This is a genomic window from Marivita sp. (assembly GCF_020055675.1).
GTDB lineage: Bacteria > Pseudomonadota > Alphaproteobacteria > Rhodobacterales > Rhodobacteraceae > Marivita.
The window spans coordinates 71,294-96,860 of record NZ_JAIPUS010000002.1 but is presented as its reverse complement, the minus strand read 5'-3'; the positions used below and the strand labels follow the sequence as shown (position 1 = coordinate 96,860).

Genomic DNA, 25,567 nt, shown 5'->3' with positions numbered 1-25,567 from the left:
TCCCCGACGGATCGCTCGAAAACATGGTTAGGGATTGAATCGGAATGAGACGTTTGCGGAGTGTGAAAATCGTGGCCACCCTCGGACCGGCGTCCAGCAGCTACGAGATGATCCGGGCCCTGCACGAAGCAGGAGCCGACGTGTTCCGGCTCAACATGAGTCATGGCAGCCATGACGAGATCGCGGAACGCCACGCGATTATCCGCAAGGTGGAAGAGGACTGCCAAAGCACGATTGGTATCCTGGCCGACCTCCAGGGTCCAAAGCTGCGGGTCGGGACTTTCGCCAACGGTGAAGAAGAACTTGAGGAGGGCGCCAGTTTCCGCCTCGACCTGTCCGACGCGGAAGGCACCGCGTCCCGCGTGACGCTGCCCCATCCCGAGATTTTTGCCGCGCTCGAACCGGGCGCGCATCTTTTGGTCAATGACGGCAAGATTCGCTTGAAGGTCGAAACCTGTGGCGAGGATTTTGCCGATTGCTCCGTGATCACGGGGGGGACGATCTCCAACCGCAAGGGTGTGAACGTGCCCGACGTGCTGTTGCCTTTGGCCGCTCTGTCGGACAAGGATCGCGCGGACCTGGAATTTGTTTCCAACCTGGGCGTTGACTGGCTCGCGCTCAGCTTCGTGCAGCGGGCCGAGGACGTGATCGAAGCCCGCGAATTGTGCAAGGGCCGTGCCGCGATCCTGTCCAAGATCGAAAAACCCGCCGGTGTAAAAGCCTTCGAGGACATCCTTGAGGTGTCTGACGGTATTATGGTGGCACGCGGCGATCTCGGGGTGGAATTGCCGGTGCAGAACGTCCCGCCAATCCAGAAACGCCTGATCCGCCGCTGCCGGTCGGCGGCCAAGCCGGTGATCGTGGCAACCCAGATGCTTGAATCCATGATCGAATCGCCAATGCCCACGCGGGCCGAGGTGTCGGACGTTGCCACCGCGATCTACGAAGGCTCCGACGCGATCATGCTCAGCGCCGAATCCGCCGCCGGCGATTACCCGGTCGAGGCGGTGACAACTATGAACAATGTCGCCGTGGAGGTCGAAAACGATCCGACCTACACCGAGATCATCGAAGCCTCCCGCGTTGCCAAGCGCGCCACGGTGGCCGATGGCATCGTCGCCGCAGCGCGCGAGATTGCCGAGACGACGGATATCAAGGCGATCTGTTGTTTCACGTCCTCGGGCACCACCGCGCTTCTGACCGCGCGCGAACGCCCGCGGGTGCCGATCATCGCCATGACCAACGATGTGGGCACCGCCCGGCGCCTTGCCCTGACATGGGGCACGGAATGTGTGATCACCGGCGAGCTGGAACGTTTCAAACAGGCCGTGGTGAACGCCGCCCGTGCCGCGCGCGCCGGAGACTATGCGGACGAGCATGACCAGATCCTTGTCACGGCGGGGGTGCCGTTCAACACGCCCGGCACGACAAATATCCTGCGCGTCGCCCCATGCGATGAACGTTTGATCTATAACACCGATCCGGAGTAGGCTTTCCGCCCAAGTAGCAACGTGTACTGAGTCAGAGCAGGTTTCATGAATGCTGATACCTTTTTCGTTATCGGGCTTGCGTTGGGCGTGTTGTCGATCCCGGCAGTCGTGTCCGCCATCTCCAACGGCGATCGCCCTCGGATCGCGACGATCACGCTGATGATTGCCGGTGGCATGATCGTCTATGCCATCACCAACAAGCCCGGTGGATATCCGATCGAGTCCATACCAAGGGTGGTGTCGTCCGTGATCCAGGGGGTTACCTGACACGGCCCTTTCGCGCCGCGAATGGGCTTGCATCACACCGGCGTGCCGCCTATACGGCGCGCTCTACCCGCGCGACCGGTTTACATGGCATACCGAGTCGCGCGTTCACCGATCACGAACAGGAGACGGAAATGCCGAAGATGAAAACGAAATCGAGCTGCAAAAAGCGGTTCAAGGTGACGGCCTCCGGCCGCGTCAAGGCAGGTCAGGCCGGCAAAAGCCACGGCATGATCAAGCGCACCAACAAGTTCATCCGCGATGCGCGCGGAACCACCACGCTGTCGAAGGCTGACGAACAGATCGTCAAGCCGATGATGCCCTACGCGCGCTAAGGAGGATTTGATATGTCCCGAGTCAAAGGCGGAACCACAACCCACGCCCGTCACAAGAAGGTCATCAAGGCCGCCAAAGGATATTACGGTCGCCGTAAAAACACCTTCAAGGTGGCGCGTCAGGCCGTCGACAAGGCCAACCAATACGCCACGCGCGACCGCAAGAACCGCAAGCGTAATTTCCGCGCCCTGTGGATCCAGCGGATCAACGCCGCAGTGCGCAGCCATGACGAAGCGTTGACCTATTCGCGCTTCATCAATGGTCTGACGCTCGCCGGCATCGAGGTGGATCGCAAGGTTCTGGCGGACCTTGCCGTACACGAGCCCGAAGCCTTCGGTGCCATCGTGGACCAGGCCAAGGGCGCGCTTGCCGCCTGATCGCCGCCACAGCGACCCAATATCAAGGCCCCGCCCGCAAGGCGGGGCTTTTTGCGTTCGATTTATCACCTCCAGAAGAAAGGCGGCCCGATCGGCCCGCTCTCTGTCACGTCATGTTCGTCGCGATGCCGCCTGTCAAAGATCCCCACGGGGCTGGGTCATCCGGTGCGACCCACAAAAGCAGGTTCGGCGGTTTGAAATATGGGCGTGCCTTGCGTCCCTGACCTCCGCAGTCTAGGGAAAGCGCAACCGGTGCCGGAGGGTGAAATGGACGATTTGCGCGACAAATATATCAGTCTGATCGCGGCAGCTGCTGACGAATCGATGCTTGAAGATCTGCGCGTGCAGGCGGTTGGCAAGAAGGGCGAGATCAGCCTGAAAATGCGCGAACTGGGCAAGATGAGTCCGGAGGAGCGGCAGGTCGCCGGACCCGCGCTCAACGCGCTCAAGGACGAGATCAACTCGGCGCTATCCGCGAAGAAAGCGGCGCTCGAAGACGCCGCACTTGATGAACGTTTGCGCGGCGAATGGCTTGACGTGACGTTGCCCGGCCGTGCGCGGCGCGTGGGCTCGATCCACCCGATCAGCCAGGTGACGGAAGAGGTCACCGCGATCTTTGCCGATATGGGCTTTGCGGTCGCCGAAGGGCCGCAGATCGACACCGACTGGTACAATTTTGACGCGCTGAACATCCCCGGCCATCATCCCGCGCGGGCCGAGATGGACACGTTCTACATGCACCGCGCGGAAGGCGACGACCGCCCACCGCATGTGCTGCGCACCCATACCTCGCCGGTGCAGATCCGGTCGATGGAAAAGACCGGCGCGCCCATCCGCGTCATCGCACCGGGCCGTGTGTATCGTGCCGACTACGACCAGACCCACACGCCGATGTTCCACCAAGTCGAAGGCCTTGCCATTGACCGCGATATCTCCATGGCGAACCTGAAATGGGTGCTTGAGGAATTCGTGAAGGCCTATTTCGAGGTGGACGATGTCGAACTGCGGTTCCGCGCCTCGCACTTCCCCTTCACCGAACCCTCGGCCGAGGTCGATATCCGCTGTTCCTGGGCAGGCGGTACGCTGAAAGTGGGCGAGGGCGACGACTGGCTCGAAATCCTCGGCTCCGGCATGGTGCATCCCAAGGTGTTGGCCAATGCGGGCGTGAACCCGGACGAGTGGCAGGGCTTTGCCTTCGGCATGGGCATCGACCGCATCGCGATGCTGAAATACGGCATCCCCGACCTGCGCGCCTTCTTCGATTCAGACCTTCGCTGGCTGCGCCATTATGGCTTCGCATCACTGGACGTGCCGACGCTGCATGGGGGGCTGAGTGGGTGAGTGTTTTTCTTGGCGCTCTTGGCGCTCTTGGCGCTGCGCTTATCGGAGCTGTTGTTTATGGTTATCAGCGCGCGCAAGATCGGAAGTTCGCCGTCATTGAAGAGCGTCGAAATTTATATGTTGAATTTGTTCGTGTCGTAACTCCGTCGCTATACAAACACGTTCAAACTCGTAGTCCAGAGCATCACACTAGGCTTGAGTCTTTGAATTCTATCGGAGGCGTTATCCAAGTGATTGCCCCAATAAGTGTTTGTGACGCTTTCCGAGAATTTGTTGAGTATCTGAAGTATCAAACTCAAAACGCAGATCCGAATTCAGGTGAGCATCCGGCATTCTTTGATGAAACTGCCGGAGAACTGTACGACAAAGTTCTGCTAGAGATGCGACGCGATGCACTCCCACGCGGTTTAGATTTGGAGAAATAGGAATGAAATTCACCCTCTCCTGGCTGAAAGACCACCTCGACACCACGGCCACCGTGGACGAGATCACCTATGCCCTGACCGATCTGGGCCTTGAGGTCGAAGGCGTCGAGAACCCGGCGGACAAGCTCAAGGCCTTTACGCTGGCGAAGGTAAAACACGCCGAACAGCACCCTGACGCCGACCGGCTGCGCGTCTGCACGGTCGCGACCGACAAGGGCGACAAGCAGATCGTCTGCGGCGCGCCGAATGCGCGGGCGGGGATCACAGTGGTTCTGGCCAAACCCGGCGACTATGTGCCGGGCATCGACGTCACGCTCAGCGTCGGCAATATCCGCGGTGTCGAAAGCCACGGCATGATGGCCTCGGAGCGCGAGCTTGAACTCAGCGACGAACATGACGGCATCATCGAACTGCCCTCGGGCGAGGTGGGCCAGAAATTCATCGACTGGCTGGCCGAGAACGATCCGTCCAAGGTGGACCCGGTGATCGAGATCGCCATTACCCCCAACCGCCCCGATGCGCTGGGGGTTCAGGGCATCGCCCGCGATCTGGCGGCGCGCGGTCTGGGTACGCTCAAGCCCCGCGATGTCGATCCGGTGCCCGCCGCGTTCCGGGCCGACACCAAGGTGACCATCGACGAAGACACGCTCGACGGCTGCCCGCTCTTCTGTGGCCGGATCATTCGGGGGGTCAAGAACGGCCCCAGCCCGCAATGGCTGCAAGACGCGCTGCGCGCCATCGGCCTGCGCCCGATCAACTTCCTTGTCGATGTGACCAACTTCTTCACCTATGACCGCAACCGGCCCTTGCACGTCTTCGACATGGCCAAGGTGACGGGCGATCTGCGCATCCACCGCGCGCAAGGCGGCGAGGACCTCTTGGCGCTCGATGGCAAGAGCTACACGCTCCAGCCCGGCCAGATGGTGATTTCCGACGCCAAGGGCCCCGAAAGCATTGCCGGCATCATGGGGGGCGAGGAAACCGGCTGCACCGACGAGACCACGGATGTGTTCGTCGAAAGCGCCTATTGGGACCCGATCCAGATCGCCTATACGGGCCGCGCGCTCAAGATCAACTCGGATGCGCGGTACCGTTTCGAACGGGGCGTCGATCCGGCTTTCACGCCCGAAGGGCTGGAACACGCGGTGCGGATGATCGTCGATCACGCAGGCGGTGAAGCCTCTGAGTTGATCCAAGCGGGAGCCGTCCCCGACGCCTCCCGCGCCTATAAACTCGACCCCGCGCGGGTGATCTCGCTTGTCGGCATGGACATCCCCGAGGCAGAACAGCGTCAGACCCTGACCGTGTTGGGATTCCGGCTCGACGGCAACATGGCGCATGTGCCTAGCTGGCGCCCAGACGTGACGGGCGAGGCCGATCTGGTGGAAGAAGTGGCGCGCATCGCGTCCCTGACCAAGCTGCAAGGCAAGCCGATGCGCCGCATGGACCCGGGTGTGCCGAAACCGATCCTGTCCCCGATGCAGCGCCGCGAACGCGCCGCGCGTCGGACGGCGGCAGCCTTGGGCTACAACGAATGCGTGACCTACAGCTTCATCGACAAGGCGGCAGCGACCCTGTTCGGGGGTGGCGATGATGCCACGATGCTGGCCAACCCGATCAGCACGGACATGAGCCATATGCGACCCGCCTTGCTGGCCGGTCTCTTGCAGGCCGCCGCCCGCAACCAGGCGCGCGGGTTCATGGACCTTGCCCTGTTCGAACTGGGTCACGCGTTCCATGGTGGCGAGCCCGAGGAACAGCATCTGCAACTGTCCGGTGTCCTGATTGGCAAGACCGGCCCCAAGGACGTCCATGGCTCGGCGCGCGCCGTTGACGTTTTCGACGTCAAGGCCGATGCCGAGGCGATCCTGTCCGCCATGGGTGCGCCCGCCAAGGCACAGATCCTGCGCGGCGCAAGCGACTGGTGGCATCCGGGACGTCACGGCATGATCTGCCTTGGCCCGAAAAAGGTGCTGGGCGTGTTCGGCGAATTGCACCCCAAGGTGCTCAAGGCGATGGATGTCAAAGGTCCCGCGGTTGGCTTTACCCTTTGGCCGGAAAACATCCCGTTGCCGCGCAAATCCGGCGCGACGCGGGCGGCCTTGGTGTCGAATGACCTACAGGCGGTCGAGCGGGATTTCGCCTTTGTCGTGGATGCGGATGTGGCCGCCCTTGATCTGGTCAACGCCGCGGCCGGTGCTGACAAAGCCCTGATTTCGGACGTGCGGGTCTTTGACGAATTCATCGGTGGATCGCTGGGGGATGGCAAGAAATCCCTGGCCATCACCGTTCGGCTGCAACCTGGGGTCTCCACGCTGAAGGATGCAGATATCGAGGCGGTGGGCAAGAAGATCGTCGAGAAGGTGTCCAAAGCCACCGGCGGCGTCTTGCGCGGGTAACATCGAAAGGCGGGATGTATCGTGTATTCGTCTGCAAAATTCTGGAACAAGGTTGCAGACAAATACGCCGCTGCCCCGATCCGCAATCAGGCGGCTTACGAGGCAACCCTGGAGCAGGTGCGCGCGCTGGCGTCGTCCGATGACGACGTGCTTGAGCTGGGATGTGGCACAGGCACAACTGCGCTTGCATTGGCCGCCAGCGTGTCACGGATCGTGGCGACCGATGTGTCCCCCGCGATGCTCGACAAGGGGCGCGAAAAAGCGGCTCAGCAGGGCATCACGGATGTCGAGTTTGCCACGGCAGACCCGTGGGACGCGCCCCGAGGCCCGTTCGACATGGTGCTGGCCTTCAACCTTCTTCACTTGCTGAAAGACATGCCGGGCGCCTTGTCCGAAATTGCAGGTCGCACGAAACCGGGGGGCGTCTTCGTCTCAAAAACCTTCTGCATGCCGGAGCGGCGCAACCTGATCTGGTGGTTCATCCAGCTTGGCCTGCCGGTCATGCAGGCCATCGGCAAAGCGCCGTTTTTTGCCAAGCTGTATGTGGACGATCTGCGTGCTGCAATCAACGAGGCTGGATTCGTGATCGAAACAATGGACCTTGCCCCCGGCAAAGACCCGCGTTGGACCGTGATCGCGCGCCGTGTGACCTGATTTTCTTCGCCTGAGTTGTGCGCTACGCCTTAGGTCCATCCAGAAAGAGGAGAATCCCATGGGATTGCGTGTTTACCTGTCCGGCGAAATTCACACTGATTGGCGCGAGCAGATCATCGAAGCCTGTCAGGGTCTTGATGTCAGCTTCGACAGCCCGGTCACCGATCACGCGGCAAGCGACGATTGCGGTGTCGCCATCCTTGGCACGGAAGGCGACAAGTATTGGCACGACCACAAGGGTGCTATGGTCAACGCGATTCGCACCCGCAAGGGCATCGCGGACGCGGATGTCGTGGTGGTGCGTTTTGGCGAAAAATACAAACAGTGGAATGCCGCCTTTGACGCAGGCTATGCGAGCGCGCTGGGAAAATCGCTGATCATCCTGCAACAGCCCGAGCATGATCATGCCCTCAAGGAGGTCGATGCCGCCGCGCTGGCGATGACCCGAACGCCGCAGGAAGTGGCGCAAGTCCTGCGCTACGTGCTGACCGGAACTCTGCCGTCCTGATCTGCGACCGCGATGCCGCATCCTGCGACGGGATTGCGCAAATTCCCCGTGGATCGTTTCCCGACGGGTGACAAAGAGCATCACGATGCTATCCAACAGGCACCCCCGGCTGACACGCCGGGGCACGCCAATACGAGGGAAAACAAAGTAATGATTCAAGAATTCAAGGATTTCATCGCCAAGGGAAATGTCATGGACATGGCCGTCGGCATCATCGTCGGGGCCGCTTTCACGGCCATCGTGACGTCGCTGGTCGGTGACCTGATCAACCCGGTCATCGCGCTGTTCACCGGCGGGATCGACTTTTCGGGCTGGTTCTACACGCTCGATGGCAGCGAGCACGCGTCGCTTGCGGCGGCGCAAGAGGCGGGTGCCGCTGTCTTTGCGATCGGGAACTTCATCATGGCCGTGATCAATTTCCTGATCATCGCTTTTGTCGTGTTCCTGCTGGTCAAGATGGTCAATCGGATCAAGTCTACCGCGGAAAAGCCCGAAGATGTTGCACCCGAGGTCGACACCGGTCCAAGCGAGCTTGACGTATTGCTCGAAATTCGGGACGCCCTTAAGAAAGACTGAGGCCGTTGGTCCGGGGGGGGCCGTTTCACAAGCACCCCCGGATCATGCGCGGCTCACGCGGCTTGCAGAACCGACTGCGCGTCCGTCACATCGATGCCAAGAGCATTGCCGACGGCGGCATATGTCAGCTGTCCTGCATGCACGTTCAGCCCCGCGAGCAGATGCGGATCGTCGATGCAGGCCTGTTTCCAGCCCTTGTCGGCCAATGCCAGCATGAAGGGCATCGTGGCATTGCCAAGCGCGATGGTCGAGGTGCGCGCCACGGCTCCGGGCATGTTGGCGACGCAGTAATGCAGGATCCCGTCGACGTCGTAGATCGGATCTTCATGCGTTGTTGCTCTGGAGGTTTCAAAGCAGCCGCCTTGGTCGATCGCCACATCGACAAGCGCCGCGCCGGTTTTCATGTGTTTCAGGTCCGCGCGGCGGACCAGCTTGGGGGCAGCCGCGCCCGGGACTAGGACGGCGCCCACGACCATATCGGCCAGCGCGATCATCTCTTGGATGTTGGATTTGCTGGCATAGCGGGTGCGAAAGCTCGGGCCGAATGCGTCGTCCAGATACCGCATCCGGGCCAGCGAGCGGTCGAGCACCGTCACCTCGGCCCCCATGCCCGCCGCAACGCGTGCTGCGTGTGTGCCAACGACGCCTCCGCCGATTACCGCCACTTGTGTCGGACCGACCCCCGGAACGCCGCCCATCAGAACGCCGCGCCCGCCATTGGCCTTTTGCAGGGTCCACGCGCCCACTTGCGGAGCCAGCTTGCCTGCGACCTCGGACATCGGGGCCAGCAGCGGCAAGCCGCCATTGCTGTCCGTTACGGTCTCGTAGGCGATGCACGTCGCACCCGAGGCGATCAGGTCATGGGTCTGAGCGGGATCGGGAGCAAGGTGGAGATACGTGAAAAGTATCTGACCCTCTTGCAGCATCTTGCGTTCGCCTTTTTGCGGTTCCTTGACCTTCACGATCATGTCTGCGGTTGCGAAAATCTCGTCTGCGGTGTCGACAATCCTTGCGCCGGCCGCGATGTAATCGGCGTCTTCGAAACCCGCGCCAGAGCCTGCGCCGGTCTGGATCAGAACGGTATGGCCATGCGCCGCGGCTTCCTGCGCGGCACTTGGGGTGACGCCGACGCGAAATTCTTGCGGTTTGATTTCGGTTGGGCAGCCGATCTTCATGGGTGTCTCCTCCGATTTCTTGTCCTGCAATGGTAGCGGAAGCTGCGGGCAATTCCGTGTGGATTTCTAGCGTGAAAGCGGACATCTTGCGAAGATGCTTCGAATTTATGGCAATTTACCGGGAGGAGTGGGGCGATATGGCGCTGGATGACACGGATCGGCGGATTCTACGCGTGCTGCAACGCCAGGGGCGCCTGTCGAACGCCGATCTGGCGGAGGCTGTGCACTTGTCGGCCTCGGCCTGTCACCGGCGGGTTCAGCGGCTCGAAGCGGATGGTGTGATCCGCAATTACGTGGCGCTCCTGGATGCGCGCAAGCTGGGGATGCCGACAACCGTATTTGTGGAAATCACGTTGAATGGCCAGGCCGACGAGATCCTCGAAGCGTTCGAAAAGGCCGTGGCACGGGTGCCGGATGTTCTGGAATGTCACCTGATGGCCGGGACGGCGGATTACATCCTCAAGGTCGTCGCCGAGGACACGGAGGATTTCGCACGCATCCACCGGCAGTACCTCACGCGGCTTCCGGGGGTGGCGCAGATGCAAAGCTCCTTCGCGCTGCGCACCGTGTTCAAAACGACCGCCCTGCCACTTTAGGTCCGGACCCCTCTGTATCCTGTGTTCGGACACCAGGTTGTTTTCGGGGTGCAGGACAAACGGCTATGCCCCGCGGAACGCCTTGGTGACCCGCGACGTGAACGCGGGACTGGTCAAAGAGTTTGTGCGGCCGAACAGATTCCCGTTGACGGGTGAATTGCGTCTCCGGGCAGGTCCAGTTAAACTAGGGTATTGCACCGGAGAACCCGCCAGTGATGCGGCCTCCCACACTCATCCCCCACCTACGGAGCATTCATGACCCAGGTAAAAACGGGCGATACCGTTTCGATTCATTATACAGGCACGCTGGCCGACGGTTCGACCTTTGACAGTTCGAATGGGCGGGATCCGCTTGAATTCACAGTCGGCGCTGGCGAGATCATTCCCGGCCTCGATCAAGCGATGCCCGGCATGACTGTTGGCGACACCAAGCAAGTGGCGGTGCCTGCCGATCAGGCGTATGGGCAACATGATCCCAACGCTAAGCAAGCCGTGCCGCGCGCCGACATTCCGGCGGAAATCCCGCTGGAGCCGGGCACACAGTTGCAGATGCAGACCCCGACCGGGCAGACCGTTCCGGTGACCGTTGCCGACGTGAACGAGACCGAGGTGACTCTGGACGCCAACCATCCGTTGGCCGGCCAGGATCTCACCTTCGACGTCGAACTGGTCGATATCAAGGCGGCCTGACCTGATTCGAAATTTTGACCAAGCCGTCGATTGTCGGCTTGGTCGCATCGCGCCGTTGTTGTGAAACGCGCACGCAGTGCCTTGTTCTGTGCGGGCGTCAGTCGCGGGTGCCCGAGAACTGTGCGGCCCAGCTGTCGCGTTCATCATCGGTGATCTTGCGGAAAGTCACTTCGGGCACAACAAAACTGTGACCGGCGGGCAGGGCCGACAGGGCGCTTGCCGCATCCTTGGGCCATTCAGCGCCATCTGCGTTCATTGCTGTCAGCAGTTGGGCCGATGCGTCCGGGATGAAGGGCTCAGAGATCACACCGTAAACGCGGATCAGATTGAGCGCCGTGCGGATTTGCATGGCCGCCGTCTCGGGGTCTTCCTTGAAGGTCGCCCAGGGCGCGGCGTCTTGGAGGTATTCGTTGCCCAGCACCCAAAGACCGCGTAGGGCAGCTGCGGATTTGCGCACGTCGATTGCATCCATGTGGCGTTGATAATCGCCCAGGGCGCTTTCGAGATCGCGGTTCAACTGTGCCTCACGCTCTCCTTCCGTGCCGCCGGACGGAACCTCGTCGCCGAACTTGGACCGGCAGAATTTCGTCACACGGCTGGCGAAGTTGCCCAGAACATCGGCAAGGTCCTTGTTGACCGACCCCTGGAAATTCTCCCACGTAAATTCGGCGTCCGAGCTTTCGGGAGCGTGGGACAGCAGCCACCAGCGCCAGTAATCCGCAGGCAGGATATCGAGCGCCTGGTCCATGAAGACGCCGCGCCCCTGGCTGGTCGAGAACTGGCCACCATCATAATTCAGGTAATTGAAGGATTTGATGTAATCGACGAGTTTCCATGGCTCTCCCGACCCCAGGATGGTCGCGGGAAAGCTGAGTGTGTGGAACGGCACGTTGTCCTTGCCCATGAACTGGGTATAGCGCACATCGTCCGCGCCCTTGTCGGTGCGCCACCAGCGTTGCCAGTCAGCGTCTGATTTGCCGTTGGCCTCGGCCCATTCGCCGGCGCAGGCGATGTATTCGATGGGTGCGTCGAACCAGACATAAAAGACCTTGCCCTCCATGCCGGGCCAGTCTTCGTCGCCTTTCTTGACAGGTATGCCCCAGTCGAGATCACGCGTGATGCCCCGGTCCTGCAGCCCGTCGCCATCGTTGAGCCATTTCTTGGCAATCGACGTGGTCAGGATCGGCCAGTCGGTCTTGCTGTCGATCCAGTCCTGCAATTTGGCGCGCATGTCGGATTGGCGCAGGTAGAGGTGCTTGGTTTCGCGCACCTCGAGCTCGGTGGACCCGGAAATGGCTGATCGCGGGTCGATCAGGTCGGTCGGGTCAAGCTGCTTGGTGCAGTTTTCGCATTGATCGCCGCGCGCCTTGTCGTATCCGCAATTGGGGCAGGTGCCTTCGATGTATCGGTCCGGCAGAAAGCGTTTGTCCGTGTGGGAATAGACCTGTTTCTCGCTGACCTCGCGGATCAGGCCAGCATCAGCAAGGCGGCCTGCGAAATGCTGGGTCAGCGCGTGGTTCTGCGGGCTGGAAGAGCGTCCGAAATGATCGAACGACAGGCGGAACCCTTGCGCGATGTCCGTTTGCACGGCGTGCATCTCTCGGCAGTAATCCTCGACCGGCTTGCCCGCCTTGGCGGCGGCCAGCTCGGCCGGGGTGCCATGTTCGTCGGTGGCGCAGAGGAACATCACTTCGTGGCCGCGCGCGCGCAGGTAACGGGCATAGAGATCGGCGGGCAATTGGCTGCCCACGAGGTTGCCGAGATGCTTGATCCCGTTGATATAGGGGATCGCCGACGTGATCAGGTGACGTGCCATGCTGGGTGCGCCTGCGTGTTGTTCCTAGGTTCGGCACGCCTTAGCGGATCAGCGGCGCAAGTGCCAGAGGATCGGAGCGTTTCCCGAAAGACTCGCCGCCGTCCTGCGTATGTCCGGGCGCGTTGGTTTTTTCGTTTGGCGCAATGGTCTCCCGGGAAGCGTCGCGTGGCGCGATCCCTTGGTCGGTCCATGTCATCAGCCAGTCGCGGGGCGGGGCCATGCGGGCGCGCAGGCGGCTGAGGATCCAATGCCCGGTCCCTTCGTGATGCGCGGGATCAAGCGACCAGCGCGTTTCGATGCCCGGCGCACCGCCGCCCCCCGGTGTCAGCAGAAGCGCAAGCGGACGGCACAGGCCGGCTCCGCAACCCTCCTCGGCGGCAAGGTGCAGGCGGCGTACCGGCACCATGCCGGGTGGGTCTGGCAGATCGCAGATCACCACCGGCGCCTGCCCGTCGCGCAGCGATTCCTCTGCGGCCCAGAGCAGCATGTCGCGCTTGCGGGGGGCTGCAAACAGTATCTCGCCGGGGTTCACGAAACCCGACACCGTATCGGCACAAAGGCTTTGCGGCGTCGCATGAGGGTGAATCCAGATCACCGGCCCGCCCGTCCGGGCGGCAATGGACAGCGCCAATGTGCGCCGCGCGGAGCCGCAGAGTTCGTGCACCCGGCCAAGGCGCAGGGCAATTTCGGCATCCCCCATCGAGACCTCGGGGGCTGGGTGGTGCGGGCGGCGAGACAGGAGGGCGGCGGCATCGTGCATGAGGGGACTATATTTGTTCCATATTTGTTCTCAAGAGATTCGTCGCAGGGCATGCGCTGGCTCTTGCCTCTGACCGGTGCTCTTGGTCTGGTACGCGCGACTGCTCCAGAAAGGATCCGCCATGCTTCCGGCGCTGCGCACCACCTTGTTGACGATCTGCCTTGCGCTGCCCGCCAAGGCAGAGGAGCTCACGGTGTTCGCCGCCGCGTCCATGGGCGATGCGATGGAGGCTCTGGCCGACGCATGGGAGACCACGACCGGGCAGGACGTGACGCTGGTTTTTGCGGGCAGCGCGACATTGGCGCGGCAGATCGATTCCGGCGCACCGGCAGATGTTTTCGTGTCGGCCAATGCCGATTGGATGGACTGGCTGGAAGAGCGCGGGCGGATAGTCTCGCAGAGCCGAACGGACAGCGCGTCGAACAGTCTGGTGCTGGTGGCACATGATCCGGCGGCCGCTTCGGACGTGGAGGTTACACCGCAAACCGATATTGCCGCAGTTCTTGGACCTGATGGGCGTCTTGCCGTCGCCTTGCCAGACGCGGTGCCGGCCGGAATTTATGCCAAGGCGGCGCTGCGCGATCTGGGGCTTTGGGCCAGTCTCCGCACGCGGCTTGCGCCGACCGATAACGTGCGCGCGGCGCTGGCGCTGGTGGCGCTGGGTGAAGCGCCGTTCGGAGTGGTTTATGCGACCGATGCGCAGGCCGAGCCGCGCGTGGTCATTGCCGGAACCGTGCCTGAACGGACCCATCCGCCGATCCGGTATCCGGCGGCCGTCGTGGCGGATAGCAGCAAGAGCGACACGGCCGAGGCCTTTGTCGATTGGCTGGCCAAGGCGGATGCGCAAGCGATACTGGCGGAGTTCGGGTTCTTGCCCCCGGATCCCGGCTCATGATCGGAGGGCTGGGGCCCGAGGAGTGGCAGGCTGTTGCGCTGTCTTTGAAAGTCTCGTTCTGGGCCACGGTCCTGAGCCTGCCTTTCGGTCTGGCTTGCGCGATGGCCTTGGCGCGCGGGCGGTTCATGGGCCGCGACGTGTTGAACTGGCTGGTGCACCTGCCGCTGATCCTGCCGCCTGTGGTCACCGGCTACCTCCTTTTGCTGAGTTTTGGCCGGCGCGGACCCGTCGGTGAATTTCTGGAGAATATCTTCGGCATCACCTTGGCGTTCCAATGGACGGGTGCGGCTCTGGCGGCATCGATCATGGCGTTTCCGCTGATGGTGCGCGCGATGCGGCTGGCGATCGAGGCGGTCGATCCCAAACTCGAGGAAGCGGCTGCCACACTCGGGGCGAACCGCATCGCGGTGTTTCGCACCGTGACGCTGCCTTTGATCCTGCCCGGAATCATCGCCGGGGCGGTGCTGGCCTTTGCCAAGGCGATGGGTGAATTCGGTGCGACGATCACCTTCGTTTCCAACATTCCCGGCGAGACGCGCACGGTGCCGTCGGCGATCTATGCCTTCTTGCAGGTGCCGGGTGGCGAAACGGCGGCGCTGCGGCTCGTGGGCGTGGCGGTTGGCATCGCCATCGGAGCGCTGATCCTGTCGGAATGGCTGTCCCGCCGTGTGGCGCGACGGATTTCCGGGACATGAGTCTTTCGGTGGATATCTCCTGTGCGCTGGGTGGTTTTACCCTGCACGCGGCATTCGAAGCGCCCGACGGCGTGACAGTGCTTTTCGGGCGATCCGGCAGCGGCAAGACATCCGTCGTTAAAGCTATCGCCGGCCTTTTGGCCCCTGATGAGGGGCGCATCGTGTTGAACGAGCGCGTGCTGTTCGACGGGGCAAACAAGGTGAAACTGCCGGTGCACCGGCGGCGGTTGGGCTACGTATTCCAGGACAGCCGCTTGTTTCCGCATCTCACGGTGCGCGACAACCTGTGTTACGCGGCGCGGGTCAGCGGACGCGGGTCGCCAAGTCCTGGGCATGTCGGTGAGCTTTTGGGAATTTCACATCTGCTCGACCGGCGCACCCATGCGCTTTCCGGCGGCGAGGCGCAGAGGGTGGCGATCGGCCGGGCGCTGTTGTCGGAGCCGGACATGCTTTTGATGGACGAACCTTTGGCGTCGCTCGACGGCCCGCGCAAGGCGGAAATCCTGCCATATCTCGAAACCTTGCGGCGCGAGACAGGGATCTCGATCCTCTATGTTACGCATAACATGGCAGAGGTGGCACGGCTTGCAACGCATATTGTCCTGATCGACGATGGCCTGGTGATCCGTTCCGGCGCGCCGGATGAAGTGCTGACGGATCCGGAAGTGGTGCGCCTTTTGGGTATCCGCGACGCGGGGGCGGTCCTGTCCGCGAGGGTCGCCGCGCCGCCCGAGGACGGGTTGAGCACATTGTCAATTTCGGGGGGGCGGCTCTTTCTTCCGGCTGTGGACGCGCCGGTGGGCGCGGCCCTGCGGGTGCGTATCCTGGCACAGGACGTCATCCTGTCGCGCGCCCGGCCCGAGGGGCTGTCTGCGCTCAATATCCTGCCGGTGCGTGTTCTGGCCGTGCGGCGCGGTGAGGGACCTGGTGTGATCGTGCAGCTCCTGGCAGGAGACGACCGTCTGCTCGCGCGGATAACGCGGCGCAGCGCAGATGCCCTGGGCATTGCTGCGGGAACGGAATGTTACGCGGTGATGAAATCCGTGGCAGTGTCGCAGACCGATATCGCGGTCGGCTTGCAGAGCGGGATCTAGCCGCTAGTGTGCGCGCAAATTCAGACGAAGGAACGCGTGATGAAGATGAACCAACTGGGCAAAACCGATCTCGAGGTGTCGGAGCTCTGCCTTGGCACGATGACATTCGGCAACCAGACGCCCGAGGCAGAGGCGCATGCCCAGATGGACATGGCGTTGGCGGCAGGGATCAACTTCCTTGATGCCGCCGAGATGTATCCCGTGAACCCGATTGCCGAAGAGACCATTGGCCTGACCGAAGAAATCCTTGGCACCTGGTTCGCCAAAACCGGTCGCCGCAATGACTGGATCGTGGCGACCAAGATTTCCGGCGCAGGCATGCGCTATGTGCGCGGCGGAGCGCCGATCACTTCCGAAACGGTGCCTGCGGCGGTGGAAAATTCGCTCAAGCGGTTGAAGGTGGACCATATCGACCTTTACCAGCTGCATTGGCCCAATCGCGGTTCCTACATGTTCCGGCAAAATTGGACCTATGATCCCAGCTCGCAGGATCGGGCGTCGACCTTGCAACACATGGCGGATGTTCTGGGCGCGCTGGGGCGCGAGATCGACAAGGGGCGCATCCGGCATATCGGGCTGTCAAACGAAAGCACCTGGGGCACGTCGATGTGGCTGAGGGTGGCCGAGGCGGTGGCCGGGCCCCGGATGGAGACCGTTCAGAACGAGTATTCCCTGATGTGCCGAATGGCGGACACCGATCTTGCTGAAATGATGCTGAACGAGGGCGTGTCTCTCTTGCCGTTTTCGCCGCTCGCCGCGGGATTGCTGACGGGCAAGTATCAGAACGGCGCGATGCCCGAAGGCTCGCGCATGTCACTCAACGGCACGCTTGGCGGGCGCAAGACCGACCGCGCCTTCGAGGCGGTTGATGCGTATGCCAAGGTTGCAGAAGGGGCCGGGCTGGACCTTGCCCAGATGGCGCTGGCATGGTCGGCGCGGCGGCCCTTCGTGGCGTCTTCGATCTTTGGCGCGACGACCACGGCGCAGTTGGCGCATTTGTTGAAGGCCGCTGACCTGACGTTGTCCGACGATGTGATAACGGCGCTGGACGACACACATCGACAGCATCCGATGCCCTATTGATCCAGCCTGCGCCGCAAATCTGCAAGGTGATCGGGAAAACTCCGCGCCGTGATCTGAGCCTCCCGCACGAGGTGATCGAAATGGTCGGAAAAGGCACGTACACGCCGCGTGTCGCGAAAAGCAAGATAGTTTCGCCCGACATAGATCACCGAAAGAAGCGGGCCGAACACCGTGATCGGCGCGGAGAAGAGACGTCGGGCATCGAACAGATAGACCCGGACGCGGGGATAGAGTGTACGCGTCAGATCAATCAGGTGGTCGATCTGCTGCAACCGCATGTCACGCGACGGGCCATCGTAATAGCCGGTGCCTTCAACAAAACTCTGAATCTCGTAAAGCGGCATGGCGATTTCATAGTCTGATGCGGATTGGCGCATCCATTCGAGGCGCTTGGTCGACGCGCTGATTGCCTGCTCCGCCGTGCGCCCCAGGTGCGGCCCGTATTCCCAGGACAAAACCTCTGTGGTCTTGAGCACGTCCGGCAGGGCCGCGGGGACATGGCGTATCTTGTATCCCTCGGCCTCTCGGTGCCAGTCATAGATCTGCTGATCGACCAGGGCGCGGGGCGCCTCGGTCAGAGTGAGCGCACTGGCCAGTAGGTCCGACGCGGTTTCGGGATGTTCGGCAAGGCCCAGAAGCCAGTCTGCGGACACACCCAGCACATCGGCACAAGCCCCCACGACATGCGCATTGGGCAGCCGTGCGGCATCATCGCGCAAAAGTTGCGAGATCGTGGATCGGTCGAATCCGCTGTCGCGCGCCAGCGCGCTTTGGCTGGTGCCGGCGCGCGCGATCGCTGTGCTCAGTCGGCTGCGGAAAAGATCTGCGCGTTTGCGCTTGTCCATTTGGTTTTCACACATCTCTTGATAAAAATCATCAATCCGGACAATTGTGCACTAAACTCCGAATTCTGCAAAGGTCTCGTCTGACGTAATGTCTGCCTTGGTATCAATCAGGGTGATTTATGAAAAACGCGCTTGTCCCGCGACCAGCTGGGCGAGGGTCTGGAGCCGTTGGGTCCAGCACCGCAGTTCGGAAGATTTTGCGTCTGCCAGTAAGCAAGGCCGCAGAAACAGTCATTACGTTTCAAGCCCTTGAGGCGATGTCAGGCGGAACTCCACCAGACCCGAACGTCTCCGGATCAAGCATGATCTCAACAGCGGGTCTGTGGTGTCATGACTGAACGTCGTGACTGCACGAAGCGACCCGTCGATCGCGTGTGTTTTTCGGCACAAAAGTGGTGGAGCCAATGGGTCCGGATCCACAGCCGCCTGGCGGAATGGCCCACGGTCGCGCTACTGATCGTGACCTATGGGCTATGGGCCGTGGCCACCGTCTGGATCGCGCAGGTGTCCCTGGGTCTGGCCGTCGCGATTTGCGCCGTGACGGCCGCGCAACATGCGTCGCTCAGTCACGAGGCGTTGCACGGGCACCCGTCACGCAGCGTGGTTCTGAATGCGGCTCTGGTTTTTCCGGCGCTGACGGTGGTGGTCCCCTACGTGCGGTTCCGCGACACCCATCTTGCGCATCATCGCGACGAGTCGCTGACCGATCCCTACGATGATCCCGAGACCAATTACCTTGATCCCGCAGTTTGGCATGCACTGCCCAAATGGCGAAAAACACTGTTTCGAATCAATAATACGCTGGCCGGGCGGCTTTTGCTTGGGCCGATCCTCGGGCAGATCGCCTTTACCCGGACAGACTGGCGTCTTGTTCGTGCCGGCGATCGGCGCGTGCTGACCGGGTGGTTGTTGCATTTTCCCGCGGTTGCGGTTGTCGTCCTGTGGATGGGGACCTTGGCGAACATGCCGATCTGGGCATGGTTGCTGTCGGTTTACCTCTCGCTGTCGCTGCTCAAGCTCCGGACCTTTCTCGAGCACCGGGCGCATGATAGCCCCCTTGCGCGTACCGCGATTGTCGAAGACCGGGGGCTGTTCGCGCTCTTGTTCCTGAACAACAACCTTCACGTCGTGCATCACATGCATCCAGGTGTGCCGTGGTACGCGCTACCCCGGCATTTCCGGGAAAGTCGGGCGGAATTCCTGTCGGCCAATGCAGGCTATCGCTACAGCACCTATGGCGAAGTTGCGCGCACCTACCTGTTCAGAGCAAAGGATCCCGTGCCACATCCGCTGTACCGGGATGGACAAGATCAGTGATCTGGCGCCATAGAGGCGCATGGAAATCTGGATTATCGCGAGTGTTGCGGCCGCCCTGTTTCAAACCGTGCGGTTCATGCTGCAAAAGGTTCTGAGTATCGAGGTTCTGAGCACCGCCGGGTCGACCTTTGCCCGCTTTGCCTATGCCGCCCCCTTCGCGGCGCTCCTGACACTGTTGTATATCTGGGCAAAAGGCATCGAAGTTCTTGCGCTGAACGGAGCTTTCTGGGCCTATGCCTGGCTGGGTGCGCTGGGGCAAATCCTTGCCACGGCCTGCGTGGTTGCCTTGTTCCGGCAGCGCAATTTCGCGGTCGGGATCACGTTCAAGAAAACCGAGGTCATCCAGACCGCGATTGTCGGCGTTCTGTTCTTCTCTGATCCTGTGTCATTGGCTGGATGGGGCGCGATCCTGATCGGCCTTGTGGGCCTGTTGTTTCTGTCCCGCACACCTGGCGTCGGCCAAAAGTTCTGGAACGGGCTGACAAGCCGCGCCACTGGCCTGGGGGTGCTGTCAGGGCTCTTGTTTGCAGTCTCGGCCACCAGCTATCGCTCCGCCTCGCTTGAGATCGCAAGCGAGGACGCGCTGCTGCGTGCGGGCATGACGCTGGCTTGCGTGACGGCATCCCAGCTGCTGGTGATGGCACTTTGGTTGCGCTGGCGCGAACCCGGACAGATCACCGCCGTCTGGCAGGCGCGCGGTCTGGCTGTCTGGGTCGGGTTGACGTCCATGGCCGGGTCGTTCGGCTGGTTCCTTGCCTTCACGCTGCAAACCGCCGCCTATGTCAAAGCCGTCGGTCAGATCGAGATGATCTTTTCGCTCATGGCGTCTGTCTTGTTCTTCCGTGAAACCGTCACCGCGCGGGAACTGGTGGGCATCGGATTCCTGGGCGCGTCGATTCTGACATTCGTATGGGTGCTTTAGGGACAGACCCAAGGGGCGGGCCCCAAGATCTGTTGCAGACTTTCAATGCCGCGGCCCAATTCAGACCTCTGGCAGGCTTTCGCAAGCGTGGATGCCGTCAGCCGTCGGTCAAAGCGCCATTGACCCATTCGCCGCTGGCTTCTTCACCCGAGGCGTAGCGCATGGTGCCGGGGCCCTGGCGTTTTCCGTCGACAAAGCTGCCTTCGTAGACATCGCCATTGGCATAGGTTGCAACGCCGGTGCCGCTGATTTCGCCGTTTTGCCATTCGCCGGAATACGTGAACCCGTCAGCCATCGTGATCTCGCCCTCGCCATGGCGCTGGCCATCTTCGAAGTGCCCGACATATGAGGTGCCATCCGTGTAAGTCGCGGTGCCTTGACCGTGGCGCTGGCCGTCCTGCCATTCCCCTTCATAGGTGTATCCGTCAGGATAGGTCATGGTGCCCGTACCGTGGTTGCGGGCGTTTTTGAATTCGCCCTCGTACACCAGCCCGTTGGCATAAACCGCCTTGCCCTTGCCTTCGATCACGCCCTCGACCCAGTCGCCTTCGTAGGTGGATCCGTCGGGGTAAGTGATCTTGCCCGTCCCATTGGCGAGATCGCCGCGAAACTCGCCTTCATAGACCGACCCGTCAGGATAGCTGACCTTGCCTTGGCCGTCGATCTGGCCAGCGACCCATTCGCCCTCGTAGCGGTAGCCATCAGTGCCGACAAAGGTGCCGGTCCCATGGCGCAAGTCATCCTTGAATTGGCCTTCATAGGTGTCGCCATTGGCGTAGGTGACTTTGCCTTGCCCGTCGCGGCGACCGGCGACCAGCTCGCCTTCGTAGATATCGCCGTTGGTCTGGGTCAGCGTGCCGCTTCCGTCGATCTGGCCGTCCTTCCACATGCCTTCATAGATCAGTCCGTCGGGCATGGTCAGCTTGCCTTGGCCGTCTCGGTCGCCGTCGGCGACGCGCCCTTCGTAGAGCGAGCCGTCGGAATAGGTGATCGTGCCGTTGCCTTCCTTGACGCCGTTGACCCAATCACCTTCATAGGTATAGCCGCCGGGGTTCTGCATGGTGCCGCGGCCGTGGTGCAGCGCGTTGCGAAAGCTGCCCTCGTAGCGCACGCCGTTGGCATAGAGTGCCACGCCCTGTCCGGTGATCTTGCCGTCCAGCCACGAACCTTCGTAGGTGGAGCCATCGGCGAAGACGATCTTGCCTATGCCTTCGGGTTTGCCTTTGGCGAACTGGCCCTCATAGACCGATCCGTTCGGGAAACGGGCTGTGCCTTCGCCGCGGATCTCGCCGTCGACCCATTCGCCGGTGTATTCATAGCCATTGGGCAGGCGGTAGGTGCCGGTGCCATGCTGAAGACCATCCTGGAAGGTCCCCTCGTAGACGCCGCCATCATCGTATTGCTTGGTCTGCACATCGTCGTCCTGCGCCGCCGCATAGGTGGCGAGTGCGATGCCAAGAGCGATTGCTGCGCCCCGAATGCCTGTGATGCCCGGTTTCATCTGTCTGGTACCCCGTTCAAGTCCCTGGCCATGGCCTCTTTTGCAAAACCTAAGCGAGGCAGCGGGGTCAGACAATGTCTTATCTGACAAGCGGCTTTCCCTCGCGCTCGGTTCTGCTATGTCACCGGCGGTATCGAAAAAGGAAGATCGCCCCATGTCGGACCGGTTTCGCATCACTCTGGCGCAGTTGAACCCCACGGTCGGGGACCTTGCAGGGAACGCCGCCAAGGCACGTGCGGCCTGGGACGCGGGCAAGACGGCGGGCGCGGATCTTGTCGCGCTTCCGGAAATGTTCATCACCGGTTACCAGGCGCAGGACCTGATCGTGAAACCCGCTTTTGTCGCGGCAGTGCAGGCCGAAATCGACGCCCTTGCCGTTGCCTGCGCCGATGGACCCGCGCTGTGCATCGGCGGTCCATCCGTTGGCGAGGATCTCAAGCTTCACAACAGCTATTTCACGCTTCAGGGTGGCAAGGTCGCATCTGTGGTGCACAAGTATTTCTTGCCGAATTTCAACGTCTTTGACGAGGTGCGCCTGTTTTCGCGGAACATGATGCAAGGGCCGGTGGCGATCAACGGCGTGCGCATCGGGATGCCCGTCTGCGAGGATGCCTGGTATACGGATGTTGTCGAAGCACTGGAGGAAAGCGGCGCGGAATTTCTACTGGTGCCCAACGGGTCACCCTATTTCCGCAACAAGTTCGAAACGCGGCTCAATCATATGGTTGGGCGGGTCGTCGAAAGCGGTTTGCCGCTGATCTATCTGAATATGGTGGGGGGCCAGGATGATCAGGTTTTCGACGGCGGCACATTTGCCCTCAACCCCGGTGGCCAGATCGCGGTTCAATTGCCGGTCTTCGACGAGATCATCAGTCAGATCGACCTGACGCGCACCGATACCGGCTGGCAGGTAGAAAAGGGTGATTTCACCCCGCATCCGGACCCGCTCGAGCAGGATTACCGTGTCATGGTCGAAGCTCTGCGCGATTACATGCGCAAGACCGGGTTCGAAAAGGGGCTTCTTGGTTTGTCGGGCGGGATCGATTCCGCCATCGTCGCAACCATCGCGGTGGACGCCCTGGGGGCGGAGAACGTCCGCTGCGTGATGTTGCCATCCGAATTCACGTCGCAAGCCTCGCTGGATGATGCCAAGGCGGTGGTCGACGCGCTGGGTTGTCGCTACGAGACGGTGCCGATTTCGGACACCCGCGATGCGGTGACGCAAACGCTGGCGCCGCTGTTCGAAGGCCTTGAAGCCGGGCTGACCGAGGAAAACATCCAGTCTCGCATCCGCGGTGTGCTGCTGATGGCGCTTTCGAACAAGTTCGGCGAGATGCTTTTGACCACCGGGAACAAATCCGAGGTGGCCGTCGGCTATGCCACGATCTACGGCGACATGGCGGGCGGCTATAATCCCATCAAGGACATGTACAAGACACGCGTGTTCGAGGCGTGCCGCTGGCGCAACGAATTCCATCGCGAATGGATGCTGGGACCGAAGGGCTGCGTGATTCCCGAGAGCATCATCAGCAAGCCGCCGTCGGCCGAGTTGCGGGACGACCAGAAAGACAGTGATTCCCTGCCCGATTACCCGGTGCTGGACGGTATCCTGAATATCCTCGTGGATGAGGATGGATCGATCGCCGATTGCGTGGCCGCAGGGTTTGACCGCGCCGATGCCAAGATGGTGGAGCATCTTCTTTACATCAGCGAATACAAGCGTTTCCAATCGGCGCCGGGGGCACGTTTGTCGAAACGGGCGTTCTGGCTGGACCGTCGCTATCCCATCGTCAATCGCTGGCGCGATCCGGGCTAGGGTCTGGACCCCGTGATCCCGCCGTCCGCAACGCGCCAATCCGGCCCCTCCTTTCGTGCGGTGTGCCTTTGGCCGAAGTGACGCGTCTCGGGCGCCGTTTTGCCGGGCATTTCCAAATGTGGTGCGCGCTATTCCCACCAGCGATCGATTTGCGCGATCTCTGCATCGGACCAGCCGAAGTGATGCGCGACTTCGTGCACGACGATATGCGCGACCAGGTCTTGCAAGGTGACACTCTTGCGATCACGCCATTCGGCAAGGATCGGTTCGGCATAAAGCCAGATCCGGTCCGGAAACGGAGTTGGATGGGCGCTTGATTTTTCGGTCAGCGGGATGCCTTCGTACAATCCGGTCAAGTCGCAGGGATCATCGATATCGAGGTCTGCCAGCACCTCGTCGGGCGGCCAGTCCGTGACTTCCAGGAGGATATCCTCGCACAGCTCGTTGAACGGCTCCGGCAAGCCTGCCAGGGCATGATCGGCGTAGCGGGCAATGTCGTCGAGATCCGAGGTGGTTTCCATCCGCGTATGAGCACGGGCAGACCCGGCGACGTCAAGCCACGATCGACCCGGCCACTCGACAAATCCCGCGCCATGTGGGAAAGCGCAGGCCTACAGGAGACACCCTATGACAACCACCCGTTTCGCGCCGTCGCCCACCGGCTTTATCCATGTTGGAAACCTGCGCACCGCGCTCTTCAACCATCTGATTGCCCGCAAGGCGGGCGGCACCTTCATCCTGCGCATCGACGACACCGATCCGGAACGGTCGAAGGAGGAATATGTCGACGCAATCAAATGGGATCTCGAGTGGCTGGGCCTGACGTGGGACCGGGTGGAACGGCAGTCGGACCGGCTCGACCTGTATCATGACGCGGCCGACAAGCTGCGCGAGATGGGCCGTTTCTACGAGGCGTTCGAGACACCGACAGAGCTTGACCTGAAGCGCAAGAAGCAGCTCAACATGGGCAGACCGCCGGTCTATGATCGGGCGGCGCTGGCCCTGTCGCCGTCCGAACGTGATGCGCTGAGGGCCGAGCGCGGTGACGGCGTCTGGCGGTTCAAGCTGGACCAGGAGCGGATCGAGTGGACCGACGGCATCCTTGGCGACATCTCGATTGATGCGGCCAGCGTCAGTGACCCGGTCCTGATCCGGATGGATGGGCAGATCCTCTATACTCTGGCGTCCGTGGTCGACGACACGGATATGGGGGTTACCCACGTGGTGCGCGGGTCGGATCATGTGACCAATACCGCCACGCAGATCCAGATCATCCGCGCGCTGGGCGGGGTGGTGCCCGACTTCGCGCATCATTCGCTGCTAACGGGGCCGCAGGGCGAATCGCTGTCCAAGCGGCTTGGCACGCTGGCGCTGCGCGACCTGCGTGAGCAGGGGGTCGAGCCGGAGGCGCTGTTGAGCCTGATGGCGCGTCTGGGGTCGAGCCAGCCTGTCGAGTTGCGCCGGTCGATCAAGGAGATCGCCGAGGGTTTCGAGCTGGACCAGTTCGGGTCTGCGCCGACCAAGTTCGATCACGAAGACCTGTATCCATTGACCGCGCGCAAGTTGCATGGCCTGGACCTGGCCGAGGTGCAAGCCGACCTGGACGACCTGGGCGTGCCCGTGGAAATGGCCGAGGCCTTCTGGACCGTGGCGCGTGAGAATATCACCACGCGGCGCGACCTTGCGGATTGGTGGGGGCTTTGCCTCAACGGGGCCGAACCGCTGGTCGCCGAGGAGGACGTCGATTTCGTGGCCGAAGCCATGGCGCTCTTGCCCGAAGGGCCGCTTGACCCAGAGGATTGGAGCAAGTGGACATCATCCGTGAAGGAGGCGACGGGGCGCAAGGGCAAGGGGCTTTTCATGCCGCTTCGAAAGGCGCTGACGGGCCAGGAACGGGGGCCGGAAATGGCCGAGCTGTTGCCGCTGTTGCAGACAATCCCGGCACGAAAGCTGGCCAAAGGCTAACGCGCAGCGCGCGGATTCAAAAACACG

26 protein-coding genes are annotated in these 25,567 nt (G+C 61.8%); 20 read left to right on the top strand and 6 right to left on the bottom strand.

Annotated elements, in window-relative coordinates:
• Positions 1-44 precede the first annotated feature (44 nt).
• The 10 genes from pyk to mscL all read left to right on the top strand — a co-directional run bounded on the left by pyk (position 45) and on the right by mscL (position 8,370).
• Positions 45-1,490, top strand: a complete 1,446-nt coding sequence (gene pyk, locus LCF59_RS02325) for a pyruvate kinase (protein ID WP_292285195.1) — start codon at positions 45-47, stop codon at positions 1,488-1,490.
• Between the two features lie 45 nt (positions 1,491-1,535).
• On the top strand, positions 1,536-1,757 hold the full coding sequence (locus tag LCF59_RS02320) for a hypothetical protein (RefSeq protein WP_292285194.1): 222 nt from the start codon (positions 1,536-1,538) through the stop codon (positions 1,755-1,757).
• A gap of 131 nt (positions 1,758-1,888) precedes the next feature.
• The gene (gene rpmI, locus LCF59_RS02315; protein ID WP_292285192.1) at positions 1,889-2,089 is read left to right on the top strand and encodes a 50S ribosomal protein L35; all 201 of its coding nucleotides are present in this window, start codon (positions 1,889-1,891) and stop codon (positions 2,087-2,089) included.
• A gap of 12 nt (positions 2,090-2,101) precedes the next feature.
• On the top strand, positions 2,102-2,467 hold the full coding sequence (gene rplT / locus LCF59_RS02310) for a 50S ribosomal protein L20 (protein WP_292285190.1): 366 nt from the start codon (positions 2,102-2,104) through the stop codon (positions 2,465-2,467).
• Between the two features lie 267 nt (positions 2,468-2,734).
• On the top strand, positions 2,735-3,808 hold the full coding sequence (pheS, locus tag LCF59_RS02305; protein ID WP_292285188.1) for a phenylalanine--tRNA ligase subunit alpha: 1,074 nt from the start codon (positions 2,735-2,737) through the stop codon (positions 3,806-3,808).
• Positions 3,805-4,233 carry a hypothetical protein gene (locus LCF59_RS02300; protein WP_292285186.1) on the top strand — a complete coding sequence of 143 codons (429 nt, stop codon included), beginning with the start codon at positions 3,805-3,807 and terminating at the stop codon, positions 4,231-4,233. The genes pheS and LCF59_RS02300 overlap by 4 nt, the downstream gene beginning before the upstream one ends.
• A gap of 2 nt (positions 4,234-4,235) precedes the next feature.
• Positions 4,236-6,632: a phenylalanine--tRNA ligase subunit beta gene (gene pheT / locus LCF59_RS02295; RefSeq protein WP_292285184.1), complete on the top strand. Its 2,397-nt coding sequence runs from the start codon at positions 4,236-4,238 to the stop codon at positions 6,630-6,632.
• Positions 6,633-6,653: 21 nt separating this feature from the next.
• Positions 6,654-7,286: a class I SAM-dependent methyltransferase gene (locus tag LCF59_RS02290; RefSeq protein ID WP_292285182.1), complete on the top strand. Its 633-nt coding sequence runs from the start codon at positions 6,654-6,656 to the stop codon at positions 7,284-7,286.
• A 58-nt stretch (positions 7,287-7,344) separates the two neighbouring features.
• Positions 7,345-7,794 carry a YtoQ family protein gene (locus LCF59_RS02285; RefSeq protein WP_292285180.1) on the top strand — a complete coding sequence of 150 codons (450 nt, stop codon included), beginning with the start codon at positions 7,345-7,347 and terminating at the stop codon, positions 7,792-7,794.
• A 150-nt stretch (positions 7,795-7,944) separates the two neighbouring features.
• On the top strand, positions 7,945-8,370 hold the full coding sequence (gene mscL, locus LCF59_RS02280; RefSeq protein ID WP_292285179.1) for a large conductance mechanosensitive channel protein MscL: 426 nt from the start codon (positions 7,945-7,947) through the stop codon (positions 8,368-8,370).
• Positions 8,371-8,423: 53 nt separating this feature from the next.
• Here mscL and ald read toward each other — a convergent pair whose 3' ends face one another.
• On the bottom strand, positions 8,424-9,545 hold the full coding sequence (ald, locus tag LCF59_RS02275) for an alanine dehydrogenase (RefSeq protein ID WP_292285177.1): 1,122 nt from the start codon (positions 9,543-9,545) through the stop codon (positions 8,424-8,426).
• A 137-nt stretch (positions 9,546-9,682) separates the two neighbouring features.
• Between ald and LCF59_RS02270 the strand changes: the two genes are divergently transcribed.
• A complete protein-coding gene (locus tag LCF59_RS02270; protein ID WP_292285450.1) occupies positions 9,683-10,141 on the top strand; it encodes an Lrp/AsnC family transcriptional regulator in 459 nt (152 codons plus the stop codon).
• 255 nt (positions 10,142-10,396) lie between these two features.
• Positions 10,397-10,831, top strand: a complete 435-nt coding sequence (locus LCF59_RS02265) for a peptidylprolyl isomerase (protein WP_292285176.1) — start codon at positions 10,397-10,399, stop codon at positions 10,829-10,831.
• 97 nt (positions 10,832-10,928) lie between these two features.
• On the opposite strand, the gene metG is transcribed toward LCF59_RS02265, so the two are convergent.
• Positions 10,929-12,647 (bottom strand): methionine--tRNA ligase, encoded by a 1,719-nt coding sequence (gene metG / locus LCF59_RS02260; RefSeq protein WP_292285174.1) that lies wholly within the window; start codon positions 12,645-12,647, stop codon positions 10,929-10,931.
• Positions 12,648-12,687: 40 nt separating this feature from the next.
• Positions 12,688-13,347, bottom strand: coding sequence for a hypothetical protein (locus tag LCF59_RS02255; protein ID WP_292285173.1), 660 nt, complete (start codon positions 13,345-13,347; stop codon positions 12,688-12,690).
• Between the two features lie 181 nt (positions 13,348-13,528).
• On the opposite strand from LCF59_RS02255, the gene modA reads away from it, so the two are divergent.
• From modA to LCF59_RS02235, 4 genes are read left to right on the top strand one after another with little or no spacing between them, the layout of a single operon-like run.
• The gene (gene modA, locus LCF59_RS02250; RefSeq protein ID WP_292285171.1) at positions 13,529-14,302 is read left to right on the top strand and encodes a molybdate ABC transporter substrate-binding protein; all 774 of its coding nucleotides are present in this window, start codon (positions 13,529-13,531) and stop codon (positions 14,300-14,302) included.
• On the top strand, positions 14,299-14,997 hold the full coding sequence (modB, locus tag LCF59_RS02245) for a molybdate ABC transporter permease subunit (protein WP_292285169.1): 699 nt from the start codon (positions 14,299-14,301) through the stop codon (positions 14,995-14,997). The genes modA and modB overlap by 4 nt, the downstream gene beginning before the upstream one ends.
• A complete protein-coding gene (modC, locus tag LCF59_RS02240) occupies positions 14,994-16,091 on the top strand; it encodes a molybdenum ABC transporter ATP-binding protein (protein ID WP_292285167.1) in 1,098 nt (365 codons plus the stop codon). The genes modB and modC overlap by 4 nt, the downstream gene beginning before the upstream one ends.
• A 39-nt stretch (positions 16,092-16,130) precedes the next feature.
• A complete protein-coding gene (locus LCF59_RS02235) occupies positions 16,131-17,174 on the top strand; it encodes an aldo/keto reductase (protein ID WP_292285165.1) in 1,044 nt (347 codons plus the stop codon).
• Here the strand turns inward: LCF59_RS02235 and LCF59_RS02230 are convergent.
• Positions 17,168-18,034: a helix-turn-helix transcriptional regulator gene (locus tag LCF59_RS02230; RefSeq protein ID WP_292285163.1), complete on the bottom strand. Its 867-nt coding sequence runs from the start codon at positions 18,032-18,034 to the stop codon at positions 17,168-17,170. The genes LCF59_RS02235 and LCF59_RS02230 overlap by 7 nt on opposite strands.
• Positions 18,035-18,349: 315 nt before the next feature.
• Here LCF59_RS02230 and LCF59_RS02225 point away from each other — a divergent pair, with 315 nt between their 5' ends.
• Entirely contained in the window at positions 18,350-19,336 is a 987-nt protein-coding gene (locus LCF59_RS02225) for a fatty acid desaturase (RefSeq protein WP_292285161.1), read from the top strand.
• Between the two features lie 19 nt (positions 19,337-19,355).
• The gene (locus tag LCF59_RS02220) at positions 19,356-20,258 is read left to right on the top strand and encodes a DMT family transporter (RefSeq protein ID WP_292285158.1); all 903 of its coding nucleotides are present in this window, start codon (positions 19,356-19,358) and stop codon (positions 20,256-20,258) included.
• Positions 20,259-20,355: 97 nt separating this feature from the next.
• Here LCF59_RS02220 and LCF59_RS02215 read toward each other — a convergent pair whose 3' ends face one another.
• Positions 20,356-21,759, bottom strand: a complete 1,404-nt coding sequence (locus tag LCF59_RS02215) for a 2-isopropylmalate synthase (RefSeq protein WP_292285156.1) — start codon at positions 21,757-21,759, stop codon at positions 20,356-20,358.
• 154 nt (positions 21,760-21,913) lie between these two features.
• Between LCF59_RS02215 and LCF59_RS02210 the strand changes: the two genes are divergently transcribed.
• Positions 21,914-23,575, top strand: a complete 1,662-nt coding sequence (locus LCF59_RS02210; RefSeq protein WP_292285154.1) for an NAD+ synthase — start codon at positions 21,914-21,916, stop codon at positions 23,573-23,575.
• Positions 23,576-23,703: 128 nt separating this feature from the next.
• Here LCF59_RS02210 and LCF59_RS02205 read toward each other — a convergent pair whose 3' ends face one another.
• Entirely contained in the window at positions 23,704-24,096 is a 393-nt protein-coding gene (locus LCF59_RS02205) for a metallopeptidase family protein (RefSeq protein ID WP_292285152.1), read from the bottom strand.
• Positions 24,097-24,202: 106 nt separating this feature from the next.
• On the opposite strand from LCF59_RS02205, the gene gltX reads away from it, so the two are divergent.
• The gene (gene gltX / locus LCF59_RS02200) at positions 24,203-25,540 is read left to right on the top strand and encodes a glutamate--tRNA ligase (protein ID WP_292285151.1); all 1,338 of its coding nucleotides are present in this window, start codon (positions 24,203-24,205) and stop codon (positions 25,538-25,540) included.
• Positions 25,541-25,567: the final 27 nt, after the last annotated feature.

What these genes read in the sequence shown, in the direction of transcription:
- modC (WP_292285167.1), top strand. Translation starts at nt 14,994, where the DNA reads ATGAGTCTTTCGGTGGATATCTCCTGTGCGCTGGGTGGTTTTACCCTG.
- pheS (WP_292285188.1), top strand. Translation starts at nt 2,735, where the DNA reads ATGGACGATTTGCGCGACAAATATATCAGTCTGATCGCGGCAGCTGCT.
- LCF59_RS02235 (WP_292285165.1), top strand. Translation starts at nt 16,131, where the DNA reads ATGAAGATGAACCAACTGGGCAAAACCGATCTCGAGGTGTCGGAGCTC.
- LCF59_RS02205 (WP_292285152.1), bottom strand. Translation starts at nt 24,096, where the DNA reads ATGGAAACCACCTCGGATCTCGACGACATTGCCCGCTACGCCGATCAT.
- LCF59_RS02285 (WP_292285180.1), top strand. Translation starts at nt 7,345, where the DNA reads ATGGGATTGCGTGTTTACCTGTCCGGCGAAATTCACACTGATTGGCGC.
- LCF59_RS02210 (WP_292285154.1), top strand. Translation starts at nt 21,914, where the DNA reads ATGTCGGACCGGTTTCGCATCACTCTGGCGCAGTTGAACCCCACGGTC.
- modB (WP_292285169.1), top strand. Translation starts at nt 14,299, where the DNA reads ATGATCGGAGGGCTGGGGCCCGAGGAGTGGCAGGCTGTTGCGCTGTCT.
- LCF59_RS02225 (WP_292285161.1), top strand. Translation starts at nt 18,350, where the DNA reads ATGACTGAACGTCGTGACTGCACGAAGCGACCCGTCGATCGCGTGTGT.
- LCF59_RS02220 (WP_292285158.1), top strand. Translation starts at nt 19,356, where the DNA reads ATGGAAATCTGGATTATCGCGAGTGTTGCGGCCGCCCTGTTTCAAACC.
- LCF59_RS02270 (WP_292285450.1), top strand. Translation starts at nt 9,683, where the DNA reads ATGGCGCTGGATGACACGGATCGGCGGATTCTACGCGTGCTGCAACGC.
- pyk (WP_292285195.1), top strand. Translation starts at nt 45, where the DNA reads ATGAGACGTTTGCGGAGTGTGAAAATCGTGGCCACCCTCGGACCGGCG.
- metG (WP_292285174.1), bottom strand. Translation starts at nt 12,647, where the DNA reads ATGGCACGTCACCTGATCACGTCGGCGATCCCCTATATCAACGGGATC.
- LCF59_RS02265 (WP_292285176.1), top strand. Translation starts at nt 10,397, where the DNA reads ATGACCCAGGTAAAAACGGGCGATACCGTTTCGATTCATTATACAGGC.
- LCF59_RS02230 (WP_292285163.1), bottom strand. Translation starts at nt 18,034, where the DNA reads ATGTGTGAAAACCAAATGGACAAGCGCAAACGCGCAGATCTTTTCCGC.
- pheT (WP_292285184.1), top strand. Translation starts at nt 4,236, where the DNA reads ATGAAATTCACCCTCTCCTGGCTGAAAGACCACCTCGACACCACGGCC.
- LCF59_RS02320 (WP_292285194.1), top strand. Translation starts at nt 1,536, where the DNA reads ATGAATGCTGATACCTTTTTCGTTATCGGGCTTGCGTTGGGCGTGTTG.
- mscL (WP_292285179.1), top strand. Translation starts at nt 7,945, where the DNA reads ATGATTCAAGAATTCAAGGATTTCATCGCCAAGGGAAATGTCATGGAC.
- modA (WP_292285171.1), top strand. Translation starts at nt 13,529, where the DNA reads ATGCTTCCGGCGCTGCGCACCACCTTGTTGACGATCTGCCTTGCGCTG.
- rpmI (WP_292285192.1), top strand. Translation starts at nt 1,889, where the DNA reads ATGCCGAAGATGAAAACGAAATCGAGCTGCAAAAAGCGGTTCAAGGTG.
- LCF59_RS02215 (WP_292285156.1), bottom strand. Translation starts at nt 21,759, where the DNA reads ATGAAACCGGGCATCACAGGCATTCGGGGCGCAGCAATCGCTCTTGGC.
- gltX (WP_292285151.1), top strand. Translation starts at nt 24,203, where the DNA reads ATGACAACCACCCGTTTCGCGCCGTCGCCCACCGGCTTTATCCATGTT.
- rplT (WP_292285190.1), top strand. Translation starts at nt 2,102, where the DNA reads ATGTCCCGAGTCAAAGGCGGAACCACAACCCACGCCCGTCACAAGAAG.
- LCF59_RS02255 (WP_292285173.1), bottom strand. Translation starts at nt 13,347, where the DNA reads ATGGGGGATGCCGAAATTGCCCTGCGCCTTGGCCGGGTGCACGAACTC.
- ald (WP_292285177.1), bottom strand. Translation starts at nt 9,545, where the DNA reads ATGAAGATCGGCTGCCCAACCGAAATCAAACCGCAAGAATTTCGCGTC.